Here is a 19112-nt window from a genome sequence, read left to right as displayed (position 1 = left end):
ATGAGTGAACGCAACAATCGTAAAGTTCTCGTCGGCCGTGTTGTTTCCGATAAAATGGATAAAACAATTACGGTTCTTGTAGAAACTTATAAAAAGCATCCTCTTTACGGCAAGCGCGTAAAGTATTCGAAAAAATATAAAGCACATGACGAAAACAACGTAGCAAAAGTGGGCGACATCGTAAAAATTATGGAAACACGTCCTCTTTCTGCGACAAAACGTTTCCGTCTTGTTGAAGTAGTTGAAAAAGCTGTTATCGTTTAATTAATATTGTTCGGGATGATGGATACAAATCCGAAAGGAGGTTTCGTCAATGATTCAACAAGAAACTCGTATGAAAGTTGCTGATAACTCTGGTGCACGTGAAGTGCTTGTCATTAAAGTGCTAGGTGGTTCTGGTCGTCGTTATGCGAACGTGGGCGACATCGTTGTGGTGACAGTTAAAGATGCAACACCAGGTGGCGTTGTTAAAAAAGGTCAAGTTGCTAAAGCGGTCGTCGTTCGTACAAAACGTGGCGTACGCCGTGCAGACGGTTCTTACATCCGCTTTGATGAAAATGCTTGCGTAATCATTCGTGATGACAAGAGCCCACGTGGTACGCGTATTTTCGGACCAGTTGCTCGCGAATTACGTGAAAAAGACTTTATGAAAATCGTTTCTTTAGCTCCAGAAGTGATTTAATGAAAAGGAAAAGCCTTTTAAGGAGGTGCGATTCAGATGCATGTAAAAAAAGGTGATAAAGTACAAGTGATCTCTGGTAAAGATAAAGGAAAACAAGGCGTTATTCTTGCTGCGTTTCCAAAGAAAAACCGAGTGCTTGTTGAAGGTGTAAACATCGTGAAAAAACACGTAAAACCTTCTCAAGCAAATCCACAAGGCGGCATCATCAGCCAAGAGGCGCCAATCCACGTATCAAACGTAATGCCTCTTGATCCAAAAACAGGATTACCAACTCGTGTTGGATACAAAGTAGTTGACGGTAAAAAAGTTCGCTATGCGAAACGTTCTGGTGAAATTTTAGACAAATAATGAAGTGACTGAGGAAGGGAGGTACTCAAATGAACCGCCTTAAAGAAAAGTATTTGAAAGAAGTTGTTCCTGCTCTGATGAGCAAGTTTAACTATAAATCTGTGATGCAAGTTCCGAAAATCGAAAAAATCGTCATCAACATGGGTGTTGGTGATGCGGTACAAAACGCAAAAGCGTTAGATAACGCAGTAGAAGAACTCGCGTTAATTTCTGGTCAAAAACCAGTTGTTACACGTGCGAAAAAATCAATCGCTGGCTTCCGCCTTCGTGAAGGAATGCCAATCGGTGCGAAAGTAACGCTTCGCGGTGAGCGTATGTACGAGTTCTTTGATAAGCTCGTTTCCGTTTCTTTACCGCGTGTTCGCGACTTCCGTGGCGTTTCTAAAAAATCGTTCGACGGACGCGGAAACTACACATTAGGTGTAAAAGAACAATTAATTTTTCCTGAAATTGATTACGATAAAGTAAACAAAGTTCGCGGTATGGATATCGTGATCGTTACAACTGCGAAAACAGACGAGGAAGCTCGTGAATTACTTGCATTGCTCGGTATGCCATTCCAAAAATAATCATTCCCATTCGTAAAAAGAGGGAGGCGAAAACGTGGCTAAAAAATCAATGATCGCGAAACAAAAACGCACACCAAAGTTTAAAGTGCAAGCGTACACTCGTTGTGAACGTTGTGGACGTCCGCACTCTGTATATCGCAAATTTAAACTTTGCCGTATTTGTTTCCGTGAATTAGCGTATAAAGGTCAAATTCCTGGTGTGAAAAAAGCAAGCTGGTAATAAACCCATGAGTTGGGAAGGAGGTAAAACATAATGGTGATGACAGATCCAATTGCAGATATGCTTACTCGCATTCGTAATGCGAACATGGTGCGTCACGAGAAACTTGAAGTTCCTGCTTCAAAAATTAAAAAGGAAATCGCTGAAATTTTAAAGCGTGAAGGTTTCATTCGTGATGTCGAATACATTGAAGATAACAAACAAGGTATTCTTCGTATTTTCTTAAAGTACGGTCCAAATAACGAGCGTGTAATTACAGGCCTTAAACGTATTAGCAAACCTGGTTTACGCGTATATGCAAAAGCTGACGAAGTACCGCGCGTATTGAACGGTTTAGGAATCGCAATTCTTTCAACATCTCAAGGTATTTTAACTGACAAAGAAGCACGTCAAAAACGTACTGGCGGCGAAGTGTTAGCATACATTTGGTAATTATTTTGCAACGAATGGAGGTGTAGTACATGTCACGTGTTGGTAAAAAACCATTGGAAATTCCAGCTGGTGTTACAGTTACATTAGACGGTAACACAGTTACTGTAAAAGGTCCGAAAGGTGAACTTACTCGTACGTTCCATCCAGATATGGTCATTAAAGTAGAAGGTAATGTTTTAACAGTTGAGCGTCCAAGCGATGAGAAGCATCATCGTGCGCTTCACGGAACGACTCGCAGCTTGCTCGCAAACATGGTTGAAGGTGTTTCAAAAGGCTATGAGCGTGCTCTTGAACTTGTCGGTGTCGGTTACCGTGCAACAAAACAAGGCAAAAAGCTTGTATTAAGCGTTGGATACTCTCATCCTGTTGAAATCGAGCCTGAAGAAGGACTTGAAATCGAAGTTCCTTCACAAACAAAAATTATCGTTAAAGGTGCGGACAAACAACGTGTTGGTGAATTAGCAGCAAACATTCGTGCCGTTCGTTCACCAGAACCTTACAAAGGAAAAGGTATTCGTTACGAAGGCGAAGTTGTGCGCCGTAAAGAAGGTAAAACAGGTAAGAAATAATGCTGCTTAGGTAAATGAAAGGAGTGACACGAATGATCACTAAGCTTGATAAAAATGCAGTTCGCAAACAAAGACACGCTCGTGTTCGTCGTAAAGTAGTAGGAACTGCGGAACGTCCACGCTTAAATGTGTTCCGTTCAAACAAACACATTTACGCGCAAATTATCGACGATATGAAAGCAGTGACGCTTGTTAGCGCGTCAACTTTAGATAAAGAATTCGACTTAGAATCAACAGGCAATGTTGAAGCAGCTCAAAAAGTGGGCGAGTTAATTGCTAAACGTGCACTTGAAAAAGGCATTACATCGGTTGTATTTGACCGTGGCGGATATTTATATCATGGACGTGTTAAAGCACTTGCAGACGCTGCTCGTGAAGCTGGATTACAATTCTAATTAAGAAGGAGGGACAGAGATGCGTCGCATTGATCCAAATAAACTTGAACTAGAAGAACGCGTTGTTGCCGTTAACCGCGTAGCTAAAGTAGTAAAAGGTGGACGTCGTTTCCGTTTCGCTGCGTTAGTCGTTGTTGGTGACAAAAACGGTCATGTCGGATTTGGAACTGGAAAAGCTCAAGAAGTTCCAGATGCAATTCGCAAAGCGATTGAAGACGCGAAGAAAAATTTAATTACTGTACCGATCGTTGGTACAACAATTCCACATGAAGTGATCGGACATTTCGGTGCAGGTCAAATCATTTTAAAACCAGCATCTGAAGGTACAGGAGTTATCGCTGGTGGTCCTGCCCGTGCGGTATTAGAGTTAGCAGGTGTTAGCGATATTTTATCGAAGTCAATCGGTTCCAACACACCAATTAACATGGTGCGCGCAACAATCGACGGTTTGAAACAATTGAAACGTGCCGAAGAAGTAGCAAAATTGCGCGGTAAAACAGTTGAGGAACTGTTAGGATAAGGGAGGGAAAAATGATGGCGAAAAAATTAGCAATTACCCTCACTCGCAGCGTAATCGGTCGTCCGCAAGACCAACGCGTGACGGTTAAAACATTAGGTTTACGAAAATTGCATCAAACAGTTGTTCATAACGACAATCCAGCCATTCGTGGAATGATTAATAAAGTTTCTCACCTTGTAACAGTAAAAGAATTAGAAGAATAAGGAGGTGCCTCGGCATGAAGCTACATGAATTGCAACCAGCACCGGGTTCCCGTAAAGAACGCAACCGTGTTGGTCGTGGTATTGGCTCTGGTAACGGAAAAACTTCTGGTAAAGGACATAAAGGGCAAAACGCTCGCTCTGGCGGCGGTGTACGCATCGGCTTCGAAGGTGGTCAAACACCTTTATTCCGTCGTTTACCAAAACGCGGCTTTACAAACATCCATCGTAAAGAATATGCGATCGTTAACCTTGAAGTATTAAATCGCTTTGAAGACGGTACGGAAGTCACACCAGAATTATTGCTTGAAACAGGCGTAGTAAGCAAATTAAAAGCAGGCATCAAAGTTCTTGGTGATGGTGAGCTTACGAAAAAATTAACAGTAAAAGCTCATAAATTCTCTGCTTCTGCAAAAGAAGCGATCGAAGCTGCTGGCGGTACAACTGAGGTGATTTAATGTTTCGAACAATCTCCAATTTTATGCGCGTGGGTGATATAAGAAGAAAAATTATGTTCACCCTTCTTATGTTCATTGTATTTCGCATCGGTACGTTTATTCCCGTGCCGGGCGTAAATGCAGATGTGTTAAAAATGCAAGATCAGTTCAACGCTTTTGGCGTGTTGAACACGTTTGGTGGTGGCGCCTTAAAAAACTTTTCTATTTTTGCGATGGGCGTCATGCCATACATTACGGCATCCATCATCGTACAACTATTGCAGATGGATGTTGTTCCTAAATTTACGGAATGGTCGAAACAAGGAGAAGTGGGCCGCCGTAAACTCGCTCAGTTTACTCGCTATTTCACAATTGTGCTTGGGTTTATCCAAGCGTTCGCTATGTCTTATGGTTTCCATAATATGTCCGGAGGCGTGCTTATTAAAAATCCAGGCATTCCGACATATTTGCTTATTGCGCTCGTTTTAACAGCAGGAACAGCTTTTTTAATGTGGCTCGGTGAGCAAATTACAGCTAAAGGTGTTGGGAACGGTATTTCTGTATTAATTTTTGCAGGAATTGTATCAGGGATCCCAACAACGCTTAACCAAATTTACGTCCAACAGTTTGAAAATGCTGGCGATCAGCTATTTTTACGCATCGTTACAGTATTGTTAGTCGCTTTAGCTGTTGTTGCAGTTATTGTTGGCGTTATTTATATGCAACAAGCGTTTCGAAAAATCCCGATTCAGTATGCAAAGCGATTAGAAGGACGTAGTCCAGTAGGTGGTCATTCGACACACATTCCGTTAAAAGTGAATCCGGCAGGTGTCATTCCGGTTATTTTCGCGGTGTCGTTTATTATTACTCCACCGACGATTGCATCGTTTTTCGGCTCGAATGATGTAACATTGTGGATTAAGAAGGTTTTTGACTACACGCAACCAGTTGGTATGATCATATACGTCGCTTTAATTGTTGCCTTTACGTATTTTTATGCGTTTGTTCAAGTCAATCCAGAACAAATGGCGGACAATTTGAAAAAGCAAGGTGGTTACATTCCAGGCATTCGTCCAGGAAAGAACACGCAAGAATTCATTACACGCGTTTTATATCGATTAACTTTCGTCGGAGCTCTATTTTTAGCAGCAATCGCTGTTCTTCCTGTCTTCTTTATCGAGTTCGCTAAACTACCGCCTTCTGCTCAAATTGGAGGAACGAGCTTGCTGATCGTCGTCGGTGTTGCTTTAGAGACGATGAAGCAGCTAGAAAGCCAATTAGTGAAGCGCCATTATAAAGGCTTTATTAAATAAAAAGAGGTGTTGGGAATTTTATTCCCTCTACCTCATATAGAGCTGAGGGGGAGAAATTGATGAATTTAGTATTAATGGGACTGCCGGGCGCTGGAAAAGGGACGCAGGCAGAGAAAATTGTTGAGAAATACAAAATTCCTCACATTTCTACTGGGGATATGTTTCGAGCAGCGATGAAAGAAGGAACAGAGCTCGGTTTACAGGCGAAATCATATATGGATCGCGGCGATCTTGTTCCGGATGAAGTGACGATCGGCATTGTTCGTGAACGATTAAGCAAAGATGATTGCCAAAACGGATTTTTGCTTGATGGATTTCCGCGAACAGTCGCTCAAGCTGAAGCGTTGGAGACTCTTCTTCAACAATTAAATCGTTCCATTGATTATGTGATTAACATTGAAGTAGATAAAAACATTTTAATGGAACGTTTAACGGGCAGACGCATTTGTAAAGAATGTGGCGCAACGTATCATCTCGTGTTCAATCCACCAGCAAAAGCAGGCGTTTGCGATAAATGCGGTGGCGAGTTGTATCAACGTGCAGATGATAACGAAGCGACAGTAGCCAATCGCCTTGAAGTCAATATGAAGCAAGCGCAACCGTTGCTTGATTTTTATGCAGCGAAAGGGTACTTGCGCAATATTAATGGACAACAACATATTGATCAAGTGTTTGCTGACATTTGTGAATTACTTGGGGGCTTAAAATAATGATCATTTGCAAAACCCCACGCGAAATCGAAATTATGCGTGAAGCTGGCCGAATTGTTGCCTTAACTCATCAAGAACTACAAAAATATATTGAGCCAGGCATAACAACGAAAGAGCTCGATCATATTGCGGAAACGTTCATTCGCAAACATGATGCAATTCCTTCGTTTAAAGGATATAATGGATTCCGTGGGAGCATTTGTACATCGGTAAATGAAGAGCTCGTTCACGGTATTCCGGGAGACCGTGTGCTTCGCGAAGGAGATATTATTAGCATCGATATTGGCGCGAAATATAACGGATATCATGGCGATTCGGCTTGGACATATCCAGTCGGAGCCATTTCCGAAGAGGCGAAAAAGCTGTTAGAAGTGACAGAACAGTCATTGTATCGCGGATTGGAAGAAGCGAAACCTGGCGCACGGTTAACGAACATTTCTCATGCGATCCAAACGTACGTTGAGGCGCATAACTTTTCTGTTGTGCGTGAGTATGTTGGACATGGAATTGGTCAAGACTTACATGAAGATCCGCAAATCCCACATTACGGTCCGCCAAATAAAGGGCCGCGGTTAAAGCCAGGCATGGTTCTGTGCATTGAACCGATGGTGAATGCAGGAACCCGTTATGTTCGCACGTTAGAAGATAATTGGACGGTCGTCACAGTAGATGGCAAACTATGTGCTCATTTTGAGCATACGATCGCTATTACTGAGACGGGGTATGAAATTTTAACAACACTTTGAACGCTTTAACCTTCTTTGCGGATGCGCATCGTAAGCTTTAAACTGGTCGTGTTAGTTGAACATGTTACTCATTTCAAAAAAGAAGGGAGAGCCGTTCAATGGCGAAAGACGATGTAATTGAAGTGGAAGGTACAGTCGTTGAAACGTTGCCAAATGCGATGTTCCGAGTGGAACTTGAAAACGGTCATACCGTTTTAGCTCACGTTTCAGGTAAAATTCGCATGCATTTTATTCGTATTTTACCAGGTGATAAAGTGACAGTTGAATTGTCACCTTACGATTTAACACGTGGAAGAATTACGTATCGATATAAATAACACTCCGCACGAACAAGGAGGTAAGTTCACATGAAGGTTAGACCATCTGTAAAACCGATTTGCGAAAAATGCAAAGTCATTCGCAGACGCGGAAAAGTTATGGTTATTTGTGAAAATCCAAAGCATAAGCAAAAACAAGGATAAAACTTGAGGAGGTGTACAAATTATGGCACGTATTGCAGGTGTAGATATTCCTCGTGACAAACGTGTAGTCATTTCATTAACATACATTTACGGAATCGGTAAAGCAACTGCACAAAAAATCTTAGCAGAAGCTGGCGTATCTGAAGACACTCGCGTTCGCGACTTAACAGAAGAAGAATTAGGTAAAATTCGTGAAATCGTAGATCGCTTAAAAGTAGAAGGAGATCTTCGTCGTGAAGTATCTTTAAACATTAAACGTTTAATGGAGATCGGTTGCTACCGTGGTCTTCGTCATCGTCGCGGATTGCCAGTTCGTGGCCAAAATACGAAAAACAATGCTCGTACACGTAAAGGTCCACGTCGTACAGTAGCGAATAAGAAAAAATAATTAAGTAAAGGAGGTTCATGAACGAATGGCACGTAAAACGAATACGCGTAAACGTCGTGTAAAAAAGAATATTGAATCTGGTATCGCTCATATCCGTTCGACTTTTAACAACACAATCGTCACAATTACAGACGTTCATGGAAATGCAATTTCTTGGTCAAGTGCAGGTGCGTTAGGTTTCAAAGGTTCTCGTAAATCTACTCCGTTCGCTGCACAAATGGCTGCAGAAACTGCTGCAAAAGCATCAATGGAGCATGGCATGAAAACTGTTGAAGTAAACGTAAAAGGTCCGGGTGCTGGTCGTGAAGCAGCAATTCGTGCACTTCAAGCGGCTGGATTAGAAATTACAGCAATTAAAGATGTTACACCGGTTCCACATAACGGATGCCGTCCGCCAAAACGTCGTCGTGTTTAATTTCTCTGTATAGAATTTGCGTATGTGTCAATAATGGGATATAGTCATTCTTATACAGGGAAATGAAAAACAGTTGTTGTGCACATTCGGGAACTTATTCATGGGGGAATTTCGATTGAGCTGTCATCGGTTTAATCGGGGTTTCGACGTTTTGAAGGAGGGTTAAAGGAATGCTAGAAATTGAAAAGCCGAAAATCGAAACGGTTGAAATCAGCGAGGATGCCAAATATGGCAAATTCGTCGTTGAACCACTTGAGCGTGGATATGGTACAAATTTGGGTAACTCCTTACGACTTATCCTGTTATCCTCACTCCCTGGTGCCGCTGTAACATCTGTTCAAATAGACGGTGTATTGCACGAGTTTTCAACAATTGATGGCGTCGTGGAAGATGTAACAACGATCATTTTAAACATTAAGAAGCTAGCGCTAAAAATTTATTCGGACGAAGAAAAGACGCTTGAGATTGATGTACAGGGTGAAGGAGTCGTTACAGCTGCTGATATTACTCACGATAGCGATGTAGAAATTCTCAACCCTGACCTTCATATTGCGACATTAGCAAAAGACGGTCGTTTACGGATGAGAATGACGGCAAAACGTGGACGTGGGTATACGCCAGCTGATGCTAATAAGCGCGAGGATCAACCGATAGGTGTTATCCCGATCGATTCCATTTATACGCCGGTATCGCGCGTATCATACCAAGTCGAAAATACGCGCGTCGGTCAAATGACAAACTACGACAAATTAACGATCGACGTGTGGACAGATGGTAGCATCGGCCCGAAAGAAGCAATCTCACTAGGGGCAAAAATTTTAACGGAGCACTTAAACATTTTTGTGAACTTAACAGATGAGGCGCAACACGCTGAAATCATGATCGAAAAAGAAGAAGATCAAAAAGAAAAAGTGCTCGAGATGACAATTGAAGAGCTTGATCTTTCTGTTCGTTCGTACAACTGCTTAAAGCGTGCTGGCATTAATACAGTGCAAGAGCTTGCGCAAAAAACGGAAGAAGATATGATGAAAGTGCGCAACTTAGGCCGCAAGTCGCTTGAAGAAGTAAAAGCGAAGTTAGAAGAGCTAGGATTAAGCTTACGTAAAGATGACTAGTTAAGCGTTCGGTTAACTAGGCATTTTCATGTTAAAAGTGAAATAAAGGAGGGACATCACATGTCTTACAGAAAATTAGGACGCACAAGCTCTCAACGTAAAGCGTTGCTTCGTGACTTAGTGACAGACTTAATCATTAATGAGCGAATTGAAACAACAGAAGCTCGTGCAAAAGAATTGCGTTCTGTTGTAGAAAAAATGATTACATTAGGAAAACGTGGCGATTTGCATGCACGTCGTCAAGCTGCGGCATTCGTTCGCAAAGAAGTAGCAAACACAGAAACAGGTCAAGATGCGATTCAAAAATTGTTTAGCGACATCGCACCTCGTTACCAAGACCGTCAAGGTGGCTACACACGCATTATGAAACTTGGACCACGCCGCGGTGACGGTGCGCCAATGGTAATTATTGAACTAGTTTAATACGTTTTTATAAGGGCGAGACAGTTTTTGAACTGGATCTATGCCCTTTTTTTGTTTTCTTTTTTGTAGTAGAGTAGAGAGTAAGAACATTCAGAAGAGATGAGGAGAGAGTCGTGGAAGTTGCAGTACGTGTGGACGATGTAAGTTTTCAATACGCAAATGAACAAACGTATGCTCTACAAAACATATCGTTTCAAGTGTATAAAGGTGAATGGGTAACAATTGTCGGGCATAATGGATCAGGTAAATCAACATTAGCGAAGTTGTTAATTGGTTTATTGCCACCGACAAGTGGAACGATTCATGTATGTGGAATACCATTAAATGAAGAAACGATATGGGACGTACGTGAGCAATTAGGCATTGTATTTCAAAATCCAGACAACCAGTTTGTTGGAACGACGGTTCAAGATGACGTTGCTTTCGGTCTTGAAAATAGAGGGATACAAAAAGAGGAAATGAAAAAACGCATAAACGAAGCGTTAAAAAAAGTAAAAATGGAAGATTTCATTCATCATGAGCCGCATCGCTTGTCAGGTGGACAAAAACAACGCGTCGCCATTGCAAGCGCCATTGCCCTTCAGCCGAATGTCATCATCTTAGATGAGGCGACATCCATGCTTGACCCCAGCGGGAAAAAAGAAGTTCTTCATGTGATGCAGTCGCTTCGTCGCGAACACGATATGACGGTTATTTCGATTACTCATGATTTAAATGAAGTCGCAAAAGCAGATCGGGTTATTGTGATGAATAAAGGAAAAATTGTGCTCGAAGGAACGCCTGCACATATTTTTTCATACGGGGAGAAGTTAGAAGAGATGGGGTTAGACTTACCATTCTCGCTACAACTAAGTCGACGATTGAAGAACAATGGCATTCCAATGACAGCTGATCATTTAACAATGGAGGGGTTGGTGAGTGAATTATGGACATTGTATTCCACGATGTCGAACATCGTTACCAAATAAATACCCCTTTCGAGAAGCGAGCGTTGTACGATATTCATGTTGATATTCGCAGCGGCTCATATGTAGCGGTAATCGGTCATACAGGGTCGGGCAAGTCTACCCTTTTACAACATTTCAATGGTTTACTTCAACCGACAAAAGGAACCGTCCACCTTGGCGATTATACAATTGTAGCGGGAAAAAAAGAAAAACATTTAAAGCCTTTACGGAAAAAAGTAGGCATTGTTTTTCAATTCCCTGAACATCAATTGTTTGAAGAAACAGTAGAAAAAGATATTTGCTTTGGACCGATGAATTTCGGCATGTCAGAACAAGAAGCAAAAGCTCGTGTTGGCGAGTGGTTAGCGCTTGTTGGATTGCCGGAAGAAGTGCGACATAAATCTCCATTTGCTTTAAGCGGCGGACAAATGCGCCGCGTAGCGATCGCAGGTGTGTTAGCCATGGAGCCGGAAGTGCTTGTGTTAGATGAACCTACGGCAGGATTAGACCCTCGCGGACGAAAAGAAATGATGGATATGTTCGCAAACCTTCAGCGGCAAAAAAAGATGACCATTGTACTTGTGACACATAGCATGGAAGAGGCAGCACGTTACGCGGATGATATTATTATTATGCATCGAGGAACGATCGTTCGAAGAGGGACACCAGAACAAATTTTCCGTAACGTCGATGATTTAATACATCTTGGATTAGATGTCCCTGAGACAGTTTTGTTTCAGCGGGCAATCGAACAAAAATTCGGGATACAATTTCCAGAACCATGTTTGACGATAGAAGACGTCGAACGATCTTTACAAACGTTATTTACTAGGGTGAAGCGTATATGATGAACGGTATGATTATCGGAAAATATGTTCCTGGGGATTCTTTTATTCATCGGCTCGATCCACGTACAAAACTGTTGCTCATGTTTATTTATGTGTTTATCGTATTTCTTGCAAACAACGGATGGACGTATGGAATATTGACTTTGTTTACATGCCTTTTGTTGTTTTTATCACGCATTCCTTTTTCATTTATGATTAGAGGGTTAAAACCTGTTTTGTGGGTCATTGTATTTACTTTTTTTCTCCATGTGCTATTAACAAAAGAAGGACATATCGTTTTTCAATGGCTTGGCATGGAAGTGTACGATAAAGCGATTCAACAAGGGGCGTTTATTTCTTTACGCTTTTTGCTCCTTATTGTCGTCACAACGCTATTGACGTTAACAACAACGCCGATTGAAGTGACAGATGGGATGGAGTCGTTACTTTCGCCGTTAAAAAAATGGAATGTACCTGTTCATGAACTAGCGCTCATGATGTCGATTTCTCTTCGTTTTATTCCGACGTTAATGGAAGAAACCGAAAAAATTATGAAAGCTCAAACCGCTCGTGGTGTCGATTTTTCGAGCGGTCCGTTACAAGAACGAATGAAAGCGATGACGGCGTTGCTCGTTCCGCTATTTATTAGCGCATTTAAAAGAGCAGAAGAGCTAGCTGTCGCGATGGAAGTACGTGGATATCGTAGTAGTCAAAATCGAACAAAATGGCGCGAGTTGACGTGGGGACGAATAGATACGGCTTTTATGCTTTTCATCGGCTTATTGGCTATTGCGTTATGGTTACTTCGTTCATGAGAAGGAGCGAAAATCATGAGAAGAATAAAATGTACCATTGCATATGATGGTACGCATTTTGCTGGATATCAAATTCAACAACAAAAACGAACGGTGCAGGGAGAACTAGAGCATGCACTTTCCATCATTCATAAAGGGCAATTTGTTCGCGTATATGCGTCAGGAAGAACGGATGCAACGGTTCATGCATATGGACAAGTGATTCACTTTGATACGCCGCTTGCGATTCCAGATGAAAAATGGCCAAAGGCGTTAAATGCTCTTCTCCCGGATGACGTCATTGTCAAAGAAGCAAGTGAAGTACCCCCTTCTTTTCATGCCCGATTTAGCGTGAAAAAGAAAGAATATCGTTACCGCGTCTGGATAGGAGAGAAAAACGTATTTTTACGCCATTATGTATATCACTATCCGTACAAGCTTCATGTCACGGCGATGAACGAAGCGCTTCGTTATGTGATCGGGACGCATGATTTCACAAGTTTTTGTTCGGCAAAAACGGAAATTGACGATAAAGTTCGTACCATTTATGAAGCGGAAGTGATTCAAGAAGGAGAAGAGCTAATCTTCCGTCTTGTTGGAAACGGCTTTTTGTACAATATGGTTCGCATTATTGTTGGAACAGTGCTAGAAGTTGGGCGCGGGGAACGACGTGCTGAAGAGATGAAAACGATTTTGCAACAAAAAAATCGAAGTGCTGCGGGGAAGACGGCTCCAGGTCACGGCCTATATTTATGGCACGTTTCTTATGACAACTAATCCAGGTGTAACATTTTCTTGACATTAGGTTATGAAAGAGATATTATATCATATGGTATGTATTTTAAACCCACGATTAGCCCCGGAAATTAATCGTGTTGAAATAAATATCGCTTGTTTATTTTTTATTTTAGGAGGGAAAACAAATGCGTACGTATATGGCGAAGCCAAATGAAGTAGAACGTAAATGGTACGTTGTTGATGCAGAAGGCAAAACGTTAGGACGTCTTGCTAGCGAAGTTGCTGCAATTTTGCGCGGTAAACATAAACCAACTTACACACCGCATGTTGACACAGGTGATCATGTGATCATCATCAACGCAGAAAAAGTTGAATTAACAGGTAAAAAATTAACAAACAAATTATACTATCGCCACAGCTTACATCCAGGTGGGTTAAAAGTAAGAACAGCTCTTGAAATGCGCACAAATTACCCAGAGCAAATGCTTGAAAAAGCAATTCGCGGCATGCTTCCAAAAGGTAGCCTTGGTCGTCAAATGTTCAAAAAATTGCACGTTTATCGCGGAAGTGAACATCCGCATCAAGCACAAAAACCAGAAGTTTATGAACTTCGCGGATAATTGATTAAAGGAGGGCATTATTTTGGCACAGGTACAATACTACGGCACAGGCCGTCGCAAAAGTTCAGTTGCGCGCGTGCGTCTCGTTCCAGGTGAAGGACGCATTATCGTAAATGGTCGTGACATTCGTGACTACGTTCCATATGAATCGTTAGTGGAAGTTGTAAAACAGCCACTTGTTTTAACAGAAACGTTCGGTAGCTACGATGTATTAGTAAACGTAAGCGGTGGTGGATTTACAGGTCAAGCAGGTGCGATCCGTCACGGTATCGCTCGTGCATTGTTACAAGTTGACCCTGAATACCGTCAAACATTAAAACGTGCAGGCTTATTAACGCGCGATTCTCGTGTGAAAGAGCGTAAGAAATACGGTCTTAAAGGCGCTCGTCGTGCACCACAATTCTCAAAACGTTAATGTCAAAAAATCTCGGCAATTATTTGCCGAGATTTTTTTGTATGTCTCTCATTTTCATGCGAACAATATGTATGAGGAGGGATAAAAAAATGGGAATACTTACATCGTTTACAGCAAAAAAGATAGAAAAGCAGCTAACTGATGAACGAAATGCATTGCGCGATCTTTCTTATCGTGAACTATGGCAACGTATGCGCACGTATTGGCAACGATACATCATTGTTTCTGAATGTATCGAAACGATATGTATCGATGTGGCGATTGAAGCGTATTTGATCGGAGCGCATTATAGCCGCTTTATATATTATGGTGAGTCAAAGGAAACGGTCAGAAGACGTTGTATCGATGAATATATGCAACTCATTGATGAATTGTATGACCGTATGAAAGAATACGGAGATGACATGTACGATGCATGTGCCCGTTACATCGATGGATGGTGGAAAGAAGGAATCGAAAAAGGACTGCGCCGTCAACGTCTTCGTTTGAAGTAACCGTTCTAAATTCTCCTCTTGTCCCATATAACATAAATAGTGGGGAGGAGAAGGGATGAAAATACGTATTATTATTGTTTTCATTGTTTTTGCCCTTTTTTTACAGTTTTATGTCTTTCATGATCGCTCTTGGAAAGCATGGAGTTTACCGTTATCAGGAAAAATTATTGTTCTTGATCCTGGGCATGGAGGACCTGACGGAGGAGCGGTCGGGGGAGATGTTTTGGAGAAGGAAGTCGCACTAGATGTGGCGTTAAAATTACGCGATTATTTGCAACAACAAGGTGCGCTCGTTCAAATGACAAGAGAGGGAGACCATGATTTAGCAAGTGAACAAACAAGGGGATATAGCCGAAGAAAAATAGAAGATTTACAACGGCGAGTTCAATTTGTGAATGAGTCAGAGGCAGATTTTTTTATTAGTATTCATTTAAACGCCATCCCTTCGCCGAAATGGAGGGGCGCACAAGTTTTTTACTATCCTTCATTAGAGGAAAATGCAAGGCTAGCTAAGTTTATTCAACAAGAGCTACGCGTCAATTTGGAAAATACACATCGATTGGCGAAGCCCATTCAAACCGTATATTTATTAAAAATGGCTAAAAAACCAGGAGCTTTAGTTGAAATCGGCTTTTTGTCAAATGAAGAAGAACGGGAATTACTAGCATCTTCAACGTATCAAGAACAGCTTGCCGCTTCGATTTACAAAGGTATTTTACGTTACGTATCAAATGAACGTAATCCTTCTGAGTGAGAAGGATTCATTTTTTTATACAGAAAATTATGTTATATTGAAAGTATGAAACCGAATACATAAGGATTGGTGAGGCGCGATGTTGACAGAAAAACAAGTTGTAGAGCTTCTTGAAACGATTTACGACCCTTTTTTGAAAAAAACGTTTAAAGAAACAGGAGCGATTCAAGAAGTCAAAATAAATGAAGAAAAAGGGCTAGTGAGCGTAAAAATTGCTTTAGCTAAAACTGGGACGGCGGAACAACTTCAAGTGCAACAGACGGTTGTCCAACGTTTAAAAGATGCAGGAGCATCATCTGTTGGGCTTCGTTTTGCTCAATTGCCGTTAGAAGAAAGATCAACGAATGAACCGATTTATTTAGCCATTGCAAGCGGAAAAGGTGGCGTAGGGAAATCGACGGTATCCGTTAATTTAGCTGTTTCGCTTGCGCGGCTTGGTAAAAAGGTTGGGTTAATCGATGCGGATATTTACGGGTTTAGTGTGCCAGATATGATGGGGATTACAGAACGGCCAATCGTCCGTGGAGAAAAAATTATTCCGGTTGAGCGGTTTGGTGTAAAAGTAATTTCTATGGGGTTTTTTGTAGAAGATAATTCACCGGTGATTTGGCGCGGACCAATGCTCGGCAAAATGTTAAAAAACTTTTTTGATGAAGTGGAATGGGGAGAATTAGATTATTTACTATTAGATTTACCTCCAGGCACAGGGGATGTAGCGTTAGATGTGCATACGATGCTTCCGACATCGAAAGAAATTATTGTGACGACGCCCCATCCAACGGCTGCTTTTGTTGCCGCAAGAGCGGGAGCGATGGCGGTTCGGACGAATCATGAAGTTGTCGGTGTTATCGAAAATATGTCATATTTTGAAAGCAAAACAACAGGTGAAAGAGAATATATTTTTGGAAAAGGCGGTGGCCAAAAATTAGCTGAAGAATTACAGACGGACTTACTTGGACAGCTACCGCTCGGACAACCTGACTGGAACGATGATGACTTTGCCCCTTCTGTATATGGTGAAGATCATCCAATTGGAAAAGTGTATATGGATATTGCTAAAAAAATTATCGCAAAGTTACGATGAAGTGGCGTCTTTCTTTGATGATGGATTGTGCATATGTTATTTACAAAGGGTGTCCTAGTAATCGAAGGACACCCTTATGCTGTTTGATCCTCGCTCGACCCCTCTTGATCAGGTTTTTTCTTGCCGCCTTGCATTTCTTCTGCTGCTTTCATAAGAATATCTTCAATTTTTGCTTTAAATAGCGGGCTGCTAAATGTCTCTGTAATCACTTTTTGCAAATGGGCGCGAAAATCTTTGTTTTTCATCTCTGTTTGTATTAATTTTTTCATTTCTGGATTTTGCATAATGTCTACAATCATTGCTTGATATTCAGGGTCTTTCATTAGCGCTTTCAATAATTTTTCATGTTCTTCTTTCATGCTTTTCGCGAAATTTTGAGCGAACTTTGGGTCTTCAAATGCTTTTTTCCAAAACGCTTTTCCTTTGTCTGAAGTTAACGTTTCCTCAATCGTTTTCTTTACAACTTCTTGGTCCATGACGAGCTGCTGTTTTACTTTTTCATCGCTCATCACTTCTTGAATCGCTTTTTTTCCTTCATCCGTTTTTAAAATATCAACGACCATTTTTTTCGTTTGATCGTAATCAGGTTGCGCAGGGGTTTTTTCTTGTTGGGCGCACCCTGCTAGCGCTAATACACAACTAAATGCGAGGAGCAAAAATGTTCGATTCATCATCAAGGGCCCCTTTCAACAAGTTTCCTTACTGTTAATATTCAATATTCTTTGCAAAAATATTCGCTAGCATTTTTCTTATTTCGTTGATAGAATTTTGAAAGGGATATTGAGAAGTGGAGGGTATACAAGTGAACAGTCGAAAGTGGGTTCAATTGTTTTTTTCAACATTGTTTGTCGGTGGAATAAGTACAGGGATTGTTGGATTTGCTGTGAAGTGGAATGAATACGCACATCTTTTTACATCGTTTGAGATAAAAGAAATTTTATCTGTTCTCGTTTGGCTGATTGGAGTTGGTTTCATTTTTAGCGTCATTAGTCAAATGGGTTTTTTTGCGTATTTAACGATTCATCGTTTTGGTCTCGGAGTTTTTCGTTCCGTCAGTTTATGGAATGCGGTACAAATCGTTCTCATTGCTTTTGTTTTATTTGATCTCGTTTATTTTCGTTATCAACTGTTTGCTAAAGAAGGAGAATCAATTGTTAGTTACGTGCTTGTTGCTTTATTCATTTTCCTGTTTGGACTCATTGTTGCATACGTGAAAATGCGTGAAACGAACAAAGAAGCATTTATTCCCGCCTTATTTTTTATGGTTGTTGTTACGGTGATTGAATGGTTCCCGGTATTGCGAATTAATGAAGAAAATTGGTTATATTTAATGTTGTTCCCGTTATTAATTTGCAATGCGTACCAATTGCTTACGTTGCATAGGCTTTTACGAAAATAAAATGAGGCTTGCCGCCTCATTTTATTTCTTTACTTTTGATATGAGCGTTGTTGACAAGATCGGATATCGTTACGCTCCTATATCCTTCTTTTTTCATCCATATGATAATTTGTTCTAATGCTGAGGCCGTTTGTTTAGCTGAATCTGATGCATGAAGCAGCACAATATCACCGCTTTTAGCGTTTTTCGTGACGTTTTCAACAATGGCATGTACTCCAGGATTAAGCCAATCTTTTGAATCAACACTCCAGTGGACGACCGTATGGCCAAAGGAGTGAACAACTTTCAAAACGTTTTTATTAAAATTTCCTGTCGGCGCACGAAGAAAAGGAGTATGTTTAATGCCTAACGTATCAAACACTTTCTTAGCTTGTGCTAAGTCGCGAATAATTTTTCCCCGCTCAAGTTCAGTATAATTTTTGTACTCATAACCCATACTACCGATTTCGTGACCATCTTCAGCAATTTTTTTTACGATGCGAGGGTGACGTTCCGCCCAAGAAGCAGATAAGAAAAATGTAGCTTTTACCCCGTGTTTTTTTAATACGTTTAAAACAGTTAAAGCATTTGTTTCACCCCAACTAATGTCAAATGTCAAAGCAAGCTCGTTTTTTTTATTTTCGACTTTGTAAATGGCTTTTGGTCCGGGATCGGTAGAAAATACAGATTCGCTTGCAAGTTGTTGAATATAAAAAATAGAGGCTGTGACAAAGGCGATTGATATAATGAGAAGCCATTTTTTAATTTTTTTTCCGTCGAGTATATAAAAAAACTTCAATATTTGTCCCCCCTTGTCCTTTTTATGACCATCTTATGCAAGAAATAACACGATATGATTAATGAATAAATGAGAACATTTTTTAAAAAAATACTGTTGACAATAAAATAAAACGTATGTTAAATTAATAAACGTCGTCAGCGACGAAAAAACGACTGACGATAGAAAAAAGTGATTGACAATAACAAAAAGAAATGTTAGAATAACCAAGCCGTCGTTTGACGGAGATGTTCCTTGAAAACTGAACGAAGCGAAAAGCGTACAAAAGCTAAGGATAACTTTTCTATGGAGAGTTTGATCCTGGCTCAGGACGAACGCT

Annotated in this window: 32 protein-coding genes; 30 read left to right on the top strand and 2 right to left on the bottom strand. The window is 40.9% G+C overall.

The features are described 5' to 3' along the window. The 29 genes from rpsQ (at position 1) to HNR63_RS12340 (ending at position 16616) form a co-directional block, all read left to right on the top strand. The gene (gene rpsQ / locus HNR63_RS12480) at positions 1-264 is read left to right on the top strand and encodes a 30S ribosomal protein S17 (RefSeq protein WP_003397674.1); all 264 of its coding nucleotides are present in this window, start codon (positions 1-3) and stop codon (positions 262-264) included. 49 nt (positions 265-313) lie between these two features. After that, positions 314-682 (top strand): 50S ribosomal protein L14, encoded by a 369-nt coding sequence (gene rplN / locus HNR63_RS12475; protein ID WP_021095332.1) that lies wholly within the window; start codon positions 314-316, stop codon positions 680-682. A 36-nt stretch (positions 683-718) separates the two neighbouring features. Then, positions 719-1030, top strand: a complete 312-nt coding sequence (gene rplX, locus HNR63_RS12470) for a 50S ribosomal protein L24 (protein WP_003397676.1) — start codon at positions 719-721, stop codon at positions 1028-1030. Positions 1031-1059: 29 nt separating this feature from the next. Next, positions 1060-1599, top strand: coding sequence for a 50S ribosomal protein L5 (rplE, locus tag HNR63_RS12465; RefSeq protein WP_003397677.1), 540 nt, complete (start codon positions 1060-1062; stop codon positions 1597-1599). Positions 1600-1633: 34 nt separating this feature from the next. After that, a complete protein-coding gene (gene rpsN, locus HNR63_RS12460; RefSeq protein WP_003397678.1) occupies positions 1634-1819 on the top strand; it encodes a 30S ribosomal protein S14 in 186 nt (61 codons plus the stop codon). 33 nt (positions 1820-1852) lie between these two features. Beyond that, positions 1853-2251: a 30S ribosomal protein S8 gene (gene rpsH, locus HNR63_RS12455; RefSeq protein ID WP_009361494.1), complete on the top strand. Its 399-nt coding sequence runs from the start codon at positions 1853-1855 to the stop codon at positions 2249-2251. A gap of 29 nt (positions 2252-2280) precedes the next feature. Next, complete coding sequence (gene rplF / locus HNR63_RS12450; RefSeq protein ID WP_009361495.1) at positions 2281-2820, top strand: 50S ribosomal protein L6; 540 nt, start codon at positions 2281-2283, stop codon at positions 2818-2820. A gap of 32 nt (positions 2821-2852) precedes the next feature. Beyond that, positions 2853-3215: a 50S ribosomal protein L18 gene (rplR, locus tag HNR63_RS12445; RefSeq protein WP_021095331.1), complete on the top strand. Its 363-nt coding sequence runs from the start codon at positions 2853-2855 to the stop codon at positions 3213-3215. A gap of 19 nt (positions 3216-3234) precedes the next feature. Next, a complete protein-coding gene (gene rpsE, locus HNR63_RS12440) occupies positions 3235-3735 on the top strand; it encodes a 30S ribosomal protein S5 (RefSeq protein WP_021095330.1) in 501 nt (166 codons plus the stop codon). Between the two features lie 14 nt (positions 3736-3749). Next, positions 3750-3938, top strand: a complete 189-nt coding sequence (gene rpmD / locus HNR63_RS12435) for a 50S ribosomal protein L30 (protein ID WP_003397685.1) — start codon at positions 3750-3752, stop codon at positions 3936-3938. A 14-nt stretch (positions 3939-3952) separates the two neighbouring features. Continuing rightward, positions 3953-4393, top strand: a complete 441-nt coding sequence (gene rplO / locus HNR63_RS12430; RefSeq protein WP_021095329.1) for a 50S ribosomal protein L15 — start codon at positions 3953-3955, stop codon at positions 4391-4393. Then, on the top strand, positions 4393-5685 hold the full coding sequence (gene secY / locus HNR63_RS12425; protein ID WP_181520904.1) for a preprotein translocase subunit SecY: 1293 nt from the start codon (positions 4393-4395) through the stop codon (positions 5683-5685). Before rplO ends, secY begins: the two co-directional genes overlap by 1 nt. A 59-nt stretch (positions 5686-5744) precedes the next feature. Beyond that, complete coding sequence (locus HNR63_RS12420; protein WP_021095327.1) at positions 5745-6395, top strand: adenylate kinase; 651 nt, start codon at positions 5745-5747, stop codon at positions 6393-6395. Further along, entirely contained in the window at positions 6395-7141 is a 747-nt protein-coding gene (map, locus tag HNR63_RS12415; protein WP_021095326.1) for a type I methionyl aminopeptidase, read from the top strand. Before HNR63_RS12420 ends, map begins: the two co-directional genes overlap by 1 nt. A 98-nt stretch (positions 7142-7239) precedes the next feature. Beyond that, entirely contained in the window at positions 7240-7458 is a 219-nt protein-coding gene (infA, locus tag HNR63_RS12410) for a translation initiation factor IF-1 (protein ID WP_003247618.1), read from the top strand. A gap of 30 nt (positions 7459-7488) precedes the next feature. After that, the gene (gene rpmJ, locus HNR63_RS12405) at positions 7489-7602 is read left to right on the top strand and encodes a 50S ribosomal protein L36 (protein ID WP_000868344.1); all 114 of its coding nucleotides are present in this window, start codon (positions 7489-7491) and stop codon (positions 7600-7602) included. Between the two features lie 22 nt (positions 7603-7624). Then, on the top strand, positions 7625-7990 hold the full coding sequence (gene rpsM, locus HNR63_RS12400; RefSeq protein ID WP_003397691.1) for a 30S ribosomal protein S13: 366 nt from the start codon (positions 7625-7627) through the stop codon (positions 7988-7990). Positions 7991-8015: 25 nt separating this feature from the next. Further along, positions 8016-8405: a 30S ribosomal protein S11 gene (gene rpsK / locus HNR63_RS12395; RefSeq protein WP_021095325.1), complete on the top strand. Its 390-nt coding sequence runs from the start codon at positions 8016-8018 to the stop codon at positions 8403-8405. A 170-nt stretch (positions 8406-8575) separates the two neighbouring features. Further along, on the top strand, positions 8576-9520 hold the full coding sequence (locus HNR63_RS12390) for a DNA-directed RNA polymerase subunit alpha (RefSeq protein ID WP_181520903.1): 945 nt from the start codon (positions 8576-8578) through the stop codon (positions 9518-9520). A gap of 60 nt (positions 9521-9580) precedes the next feature. Further along, positions 9581-9943: a 50S ribosomal protein L17 gene (gene rplQ, locus HNR63_RS12385; protein WP_003397694.1), complete on the top strand. Its 363-nt coding sequence runs from the start codon at positions 9581-9583 to the stop codon at positions 9941-9943. A gap of 113 nt (positions 9944-10056) precedes the next feature. Then, positions 10057-10911: an energy-coupling factor ABC transporter ATP-binding protein gene (locus HNR63_RS12380; RefSeq protein ID WP_181520902.1), complete on the top strand. Its 855-nt coding sequence runs from the start codon at positions 10057-10059 to the stop codon at positions 10909-10911. Further along, a complete protein-coding gene (locus HNR63_RS12375; RefSeq protein ID WP_181520901.1) occupies positions 10869-11738 on the top strand; it encodes an energy-coupling factor ABC transporter ATP-binding protein in 870 nt (289 codons plus the stop codon). The genes HNR63_RS12380 and HNR63_RS12375 overlap by 43 nt, the downstream gene beginning before the upstream one ends. After that, a complete protein-coding gene (locus HNR63_RS12370) occupies positions 11735-12532 on the top strand; it encodes an energy-coupling factor transporter transmembrane component T family protein (protein ID WP_181520900.1) in 798 nt (265 codons plus the stop codon). The genes HNR63_RS12375 and HNR63_RS12370 overlap by 4 nt, the downstream gene beginning before the upstream one ends. A 15-nt stretch (positions 12533-12547) precedes the next feature. Further along, positions 12548-13288 carry a tRNA pseudouridine(38-40) synthase TruA gene (gene truA, locus HNR63_RS12365; RefSeq protein WP_042535894.1) on the top strand — a complete coding sequence of 247 codons (741 nt, stop codon included), beginning with the start codon at positions 12548-12550 and terminating at the stop codon, positions 13286-13288. Positions 13289-13434: 146 nt separating this feature from the next. Continuing rightward, positions 13435-13869 (top strand): 50S ribosomal protein L13, encoded by a 435-nt coding sequence (rplM, locus tag HNR63_RS12360; RefSeq protein WP_021095320.1) that lies wholly within the window; start codon positions 13435-13437, stop codon positions 13867-13869. A gap of 22 nt (positions 13870-13891) precedes the next feature. Next, positions 13892-14284, top strand: coding sequence for a 30S ribosomal protein S9 (rpsI, locus tag HNR63_RS12355; protein ID WP_003397701.1), 393 nt, complete (start codon positions 13892-13894; stop codon positions 14282-14284). Positions 14285-14373: 89 nt separating this feature from the next. Beyond that, a complete protein-coding gene (locus HNR63_RS12350; protein WP_085788809.1) occupies positions 14374-14778 on the top strand; it encodes a DUF2521 family protein in 405 nt (134 codons plus the stop codon). Positions 14779-14833: 55 nt separating this feature from the next. Next, positions 14834-15532, top strand: a complete 699-nt coding sequence (gene cwlD / locus HNR63_RS12345) for an N-acetylmuramoyl-L-alanine amidase CwlD (RefSeq protein ID WP_181520899.1) — start codon at positions 14834-14836, stop codon at positions 15530-15532. Positions 15533-15611: 79 nt separating this feature from the next. Beyond that, positions 15612-16616, top strand: a complete 1005-nt coding sequence (locus HNR63_RS12340; RefSeq protein ID WP_085788811.1) for an Mrp/NBP35 family ATP-binding protein — start codon at positions 15612-15614, stop codon at positions 16614-16616. 74 nt (positions 16617-16690) lie between these two features. Here HNR63_RS12340 and gerD read toward each other — a convergent pair whose 3' ends face one another. Further along, complete coding sequence (gerD, locus tag HNR63_RS12335; protein ID WP_035063339.1) at positions 16691-17287, bottom strand: spore germination lipoprotein GerD; 597 nt, start codon at positions 17285-17287, stop codon at positions 16691-16693. A gap of 131 nt (positions 17288-17418) precedes the next feature. Here gerD and HNR63_RS12330 point away from each other — a divergent pair, with 131 nt between their 5' ends. Then, positions 17419-18015, top strand: a complete 597-nt coding sequence (locus HNR63_RS12330; RefSeq protein ID WP_181520898.1) for a KinB-signaling pathway activation protein — start codon at positions 17419-17421, stop codon at positions 18013-18015. Between the two features lie 16 nt (positions 18016-18031). Here HNR63_RS12330 and pdaB read toward each other — a convergent pair whose 3' ends face one another. Continuing rightward, positions 18032-18793: a polysaccharide deacetylase family sporulation protein PdaB gene (pdaB, locus tag HNR63_RS12325; protein ID WP_085788813.1), complete on the bottom strand. Its 762-nt coding sequence runs from the start codon at positions 18791-18793 to the stop codon at positions 18032-18034. Positions 18794-19112: the final 319 nt, after the last annotated feature.

The sequence above is a fragment of the Anoxybacillus ayderensis genome (genome assembly GCF_013761015.1).
Taxonomy (GTDB): domain Bacteria; phylum Bacillota; class Bacilli; order Bacillales; family Anoxybacillaceae; genus Anoxybacillus; species Anoxybacillus ayderensis.
Note: the sequence above shows the minus strand (reverse complement) of the source record. Positions and strands in the feature narration are given on the sequence as shown.

Excerpts from the sequence above, each read along its gene's own strand:
- rpsQ (WP_003397674.1), top strand. The coding sequence starts at position 1 with ATGAGTGAACGCAACAATCGTAAAGTTCTCGTCGGCCGTGTTGTTTCC.
- rplN (WP_021095332.1), top strand. The coding sequence starts at position 314 with ATGATTCAACAAGAAACTCGTATGAAAGTTGCTGATAACTCTGGTGCA.
- rplX (WP_003397676.1), top strand. The coding sequence starts at position 719 with ATGCATGTAAAAAAAGGTGATAAAGTACAAGTGATCTCTGGTAAAGAT.
- rplE (WP_003397677.1), top strand. The coding sequence starts at position 1,060 with ATGAACCGCCTTAAAGAAAAGTATTTGAAAGAAGTTGTTCCTGCTCTG.
- rpsH (WP_009361494.1), top strand. The coding sequence starts at position 1,853 with ATGGTGATGACAGATCCAATTGCAGATATGCTTACTCGCATTCGTAAT.
- rplF (WP_009361495.1), top strand. The coding sequence starts at position 2,281 with ATGTCACGTGTTGGTAAAAAACCATTGGAAATTCCAGCTGGTGTTACA.
- rplR (WP_021095331.1), top strand. The coding sequence starts at position 2,853 with ATGATCACTAAGCTTGATAAAAATGCAGTTCGCAAACAAAGACACGCT.
- rpsE (WP_021095330.1), top strand. The coding sequence starts at position 3,235 with ATGCGTCGCATTGATCCAAATAAACTTGAACTAGAAGAACGCGTTGTT.
- rpmD (WP_003397685.1), top strand. The coding sequence starts at position 3,750 with ATGGCGAAAAAATTAGCAATTACCCTCACTCGCAGCGTAATCGGTCGT.
- rplO (WP_021095329.1), top strand. The coding sequence starts at position 3,953 with ATGAAGCTACATGAATTGCAACCAGCACCGGGTTCCCGTAAAGAACGC.
- secY (WP_181520904.1), top strand. The coding sequence starts at position 4,393 with ATGTTTCGAACAATCTCCAATTTTATGCGCGTGGGTGATATAAGAAGA.
- HNR63_RS12420 (WP_021095327.1), top strand. The coding sequence starts at position 5,745 with ATGAATTTAGTATTAATGGGACTGCCGGGCGCTGGAAAAGGGACGCAG.
- map (WP_021095326.1), top strand. The coding sequence starts at position 6,395 with ATGATCATTTGCAAAACCCCACGCGAAATCGAAATTATGCGTGAAGCT.
- infA (WP_003247618.1), top strand. The coding sequence starts at position 7,240 with ATGGCGAAAGACGATGTAATTGAAGTGGAAGGTACAGTCGTTGAAACG.
- rpmJ (WP_000868344.1), top strand. The coding sequence starts at position 7,489 with ATGAAGGTTAGACCATCTGTAAAACCGATTTGCGAAAAATGCAAAGTC.
- rpsM (WP_003397691.1), top strand. The coding sequence starts at position 7,625 with ATGGCACGTATTGCAGGTGTAGATATTCCTCGTGACAAACGTGTAGTC.
- rpsK (WP_021095325.1), top strand. The coding sequence starts at position 8,016 with ATGGCACGTAAAACGAATACGCGTAAACGTCGTGTAAAAAAGAATATT.
- HNR63_RS12390 (WP_181520903.1), top strand. The coding sequence starts at position 8,576 with ATGCTAGAAATTGAAAAGCCGAAAATCGAAACGGTTGAAATCAGCGAG.
- rplQ (WP_003397694.1), top strand. The coding sequence starts at position 9,581 with ATGTCTTACAGAAAATTAGGACGCACAAGCTCTCAACGTAAAGCGTTG.
- HNR63_RS12375 (WP_181520901.1), top strand. The coding sequence starts at position 10,869 with ATGGACATTGTATTCCACGATGTCGAACATCGTTACCAAATAAATACC.
- HNR63_RS12370 (WP_181520900.1), top strand. The coding sequence starts at position 11,735 with ATGATGAACGGTATGATTATCGGAAAATATGTTCCTGGGGATTCTTTT.
- truA (WP_042535894.1), top strand. The coding sequence starts at position 12,548 with ATGAGAAGAATAAAATGTACCATTGCATATGATGGTACGCATTTTGCT.
- rplM (WP_021095320.1), top strand. The coding sequence starts at position 13,435 with ATGCGTACGTATATGGCGAAGCCAAATGAAGTAGAACGTAAATGGTAC.
- HNR63_RS12350 (WP_085788809.1), top strand. The coding sequence starts at position 14,374 with ATGGGAATACTTACATCGTTTACAGCAAAAAAGATAGAAAAGCAGCTA.
- cwlD (WP_181520899.1), top strand. The coding sequence starts at position 14,834 with ATGAAAATACGTATTATTATTGTTTTCATTGTTTTTGCCCTTTTTTTA.
- HNR63_RS12340 (WP_085788811.1), top strand. The coding sequence starts at position 15,612 with ATGTTGACAGAAAAACAAGTTGTAGAGCTTCTTGAAACGATTTACGAC.
- gerD (WP_035063339.1), bottom strand. The coding sequence starts at position 17,287 with ATGAATCGAACATTTTTGCTCCTCGCATTTAGTTGTGTATTAGCGCTA.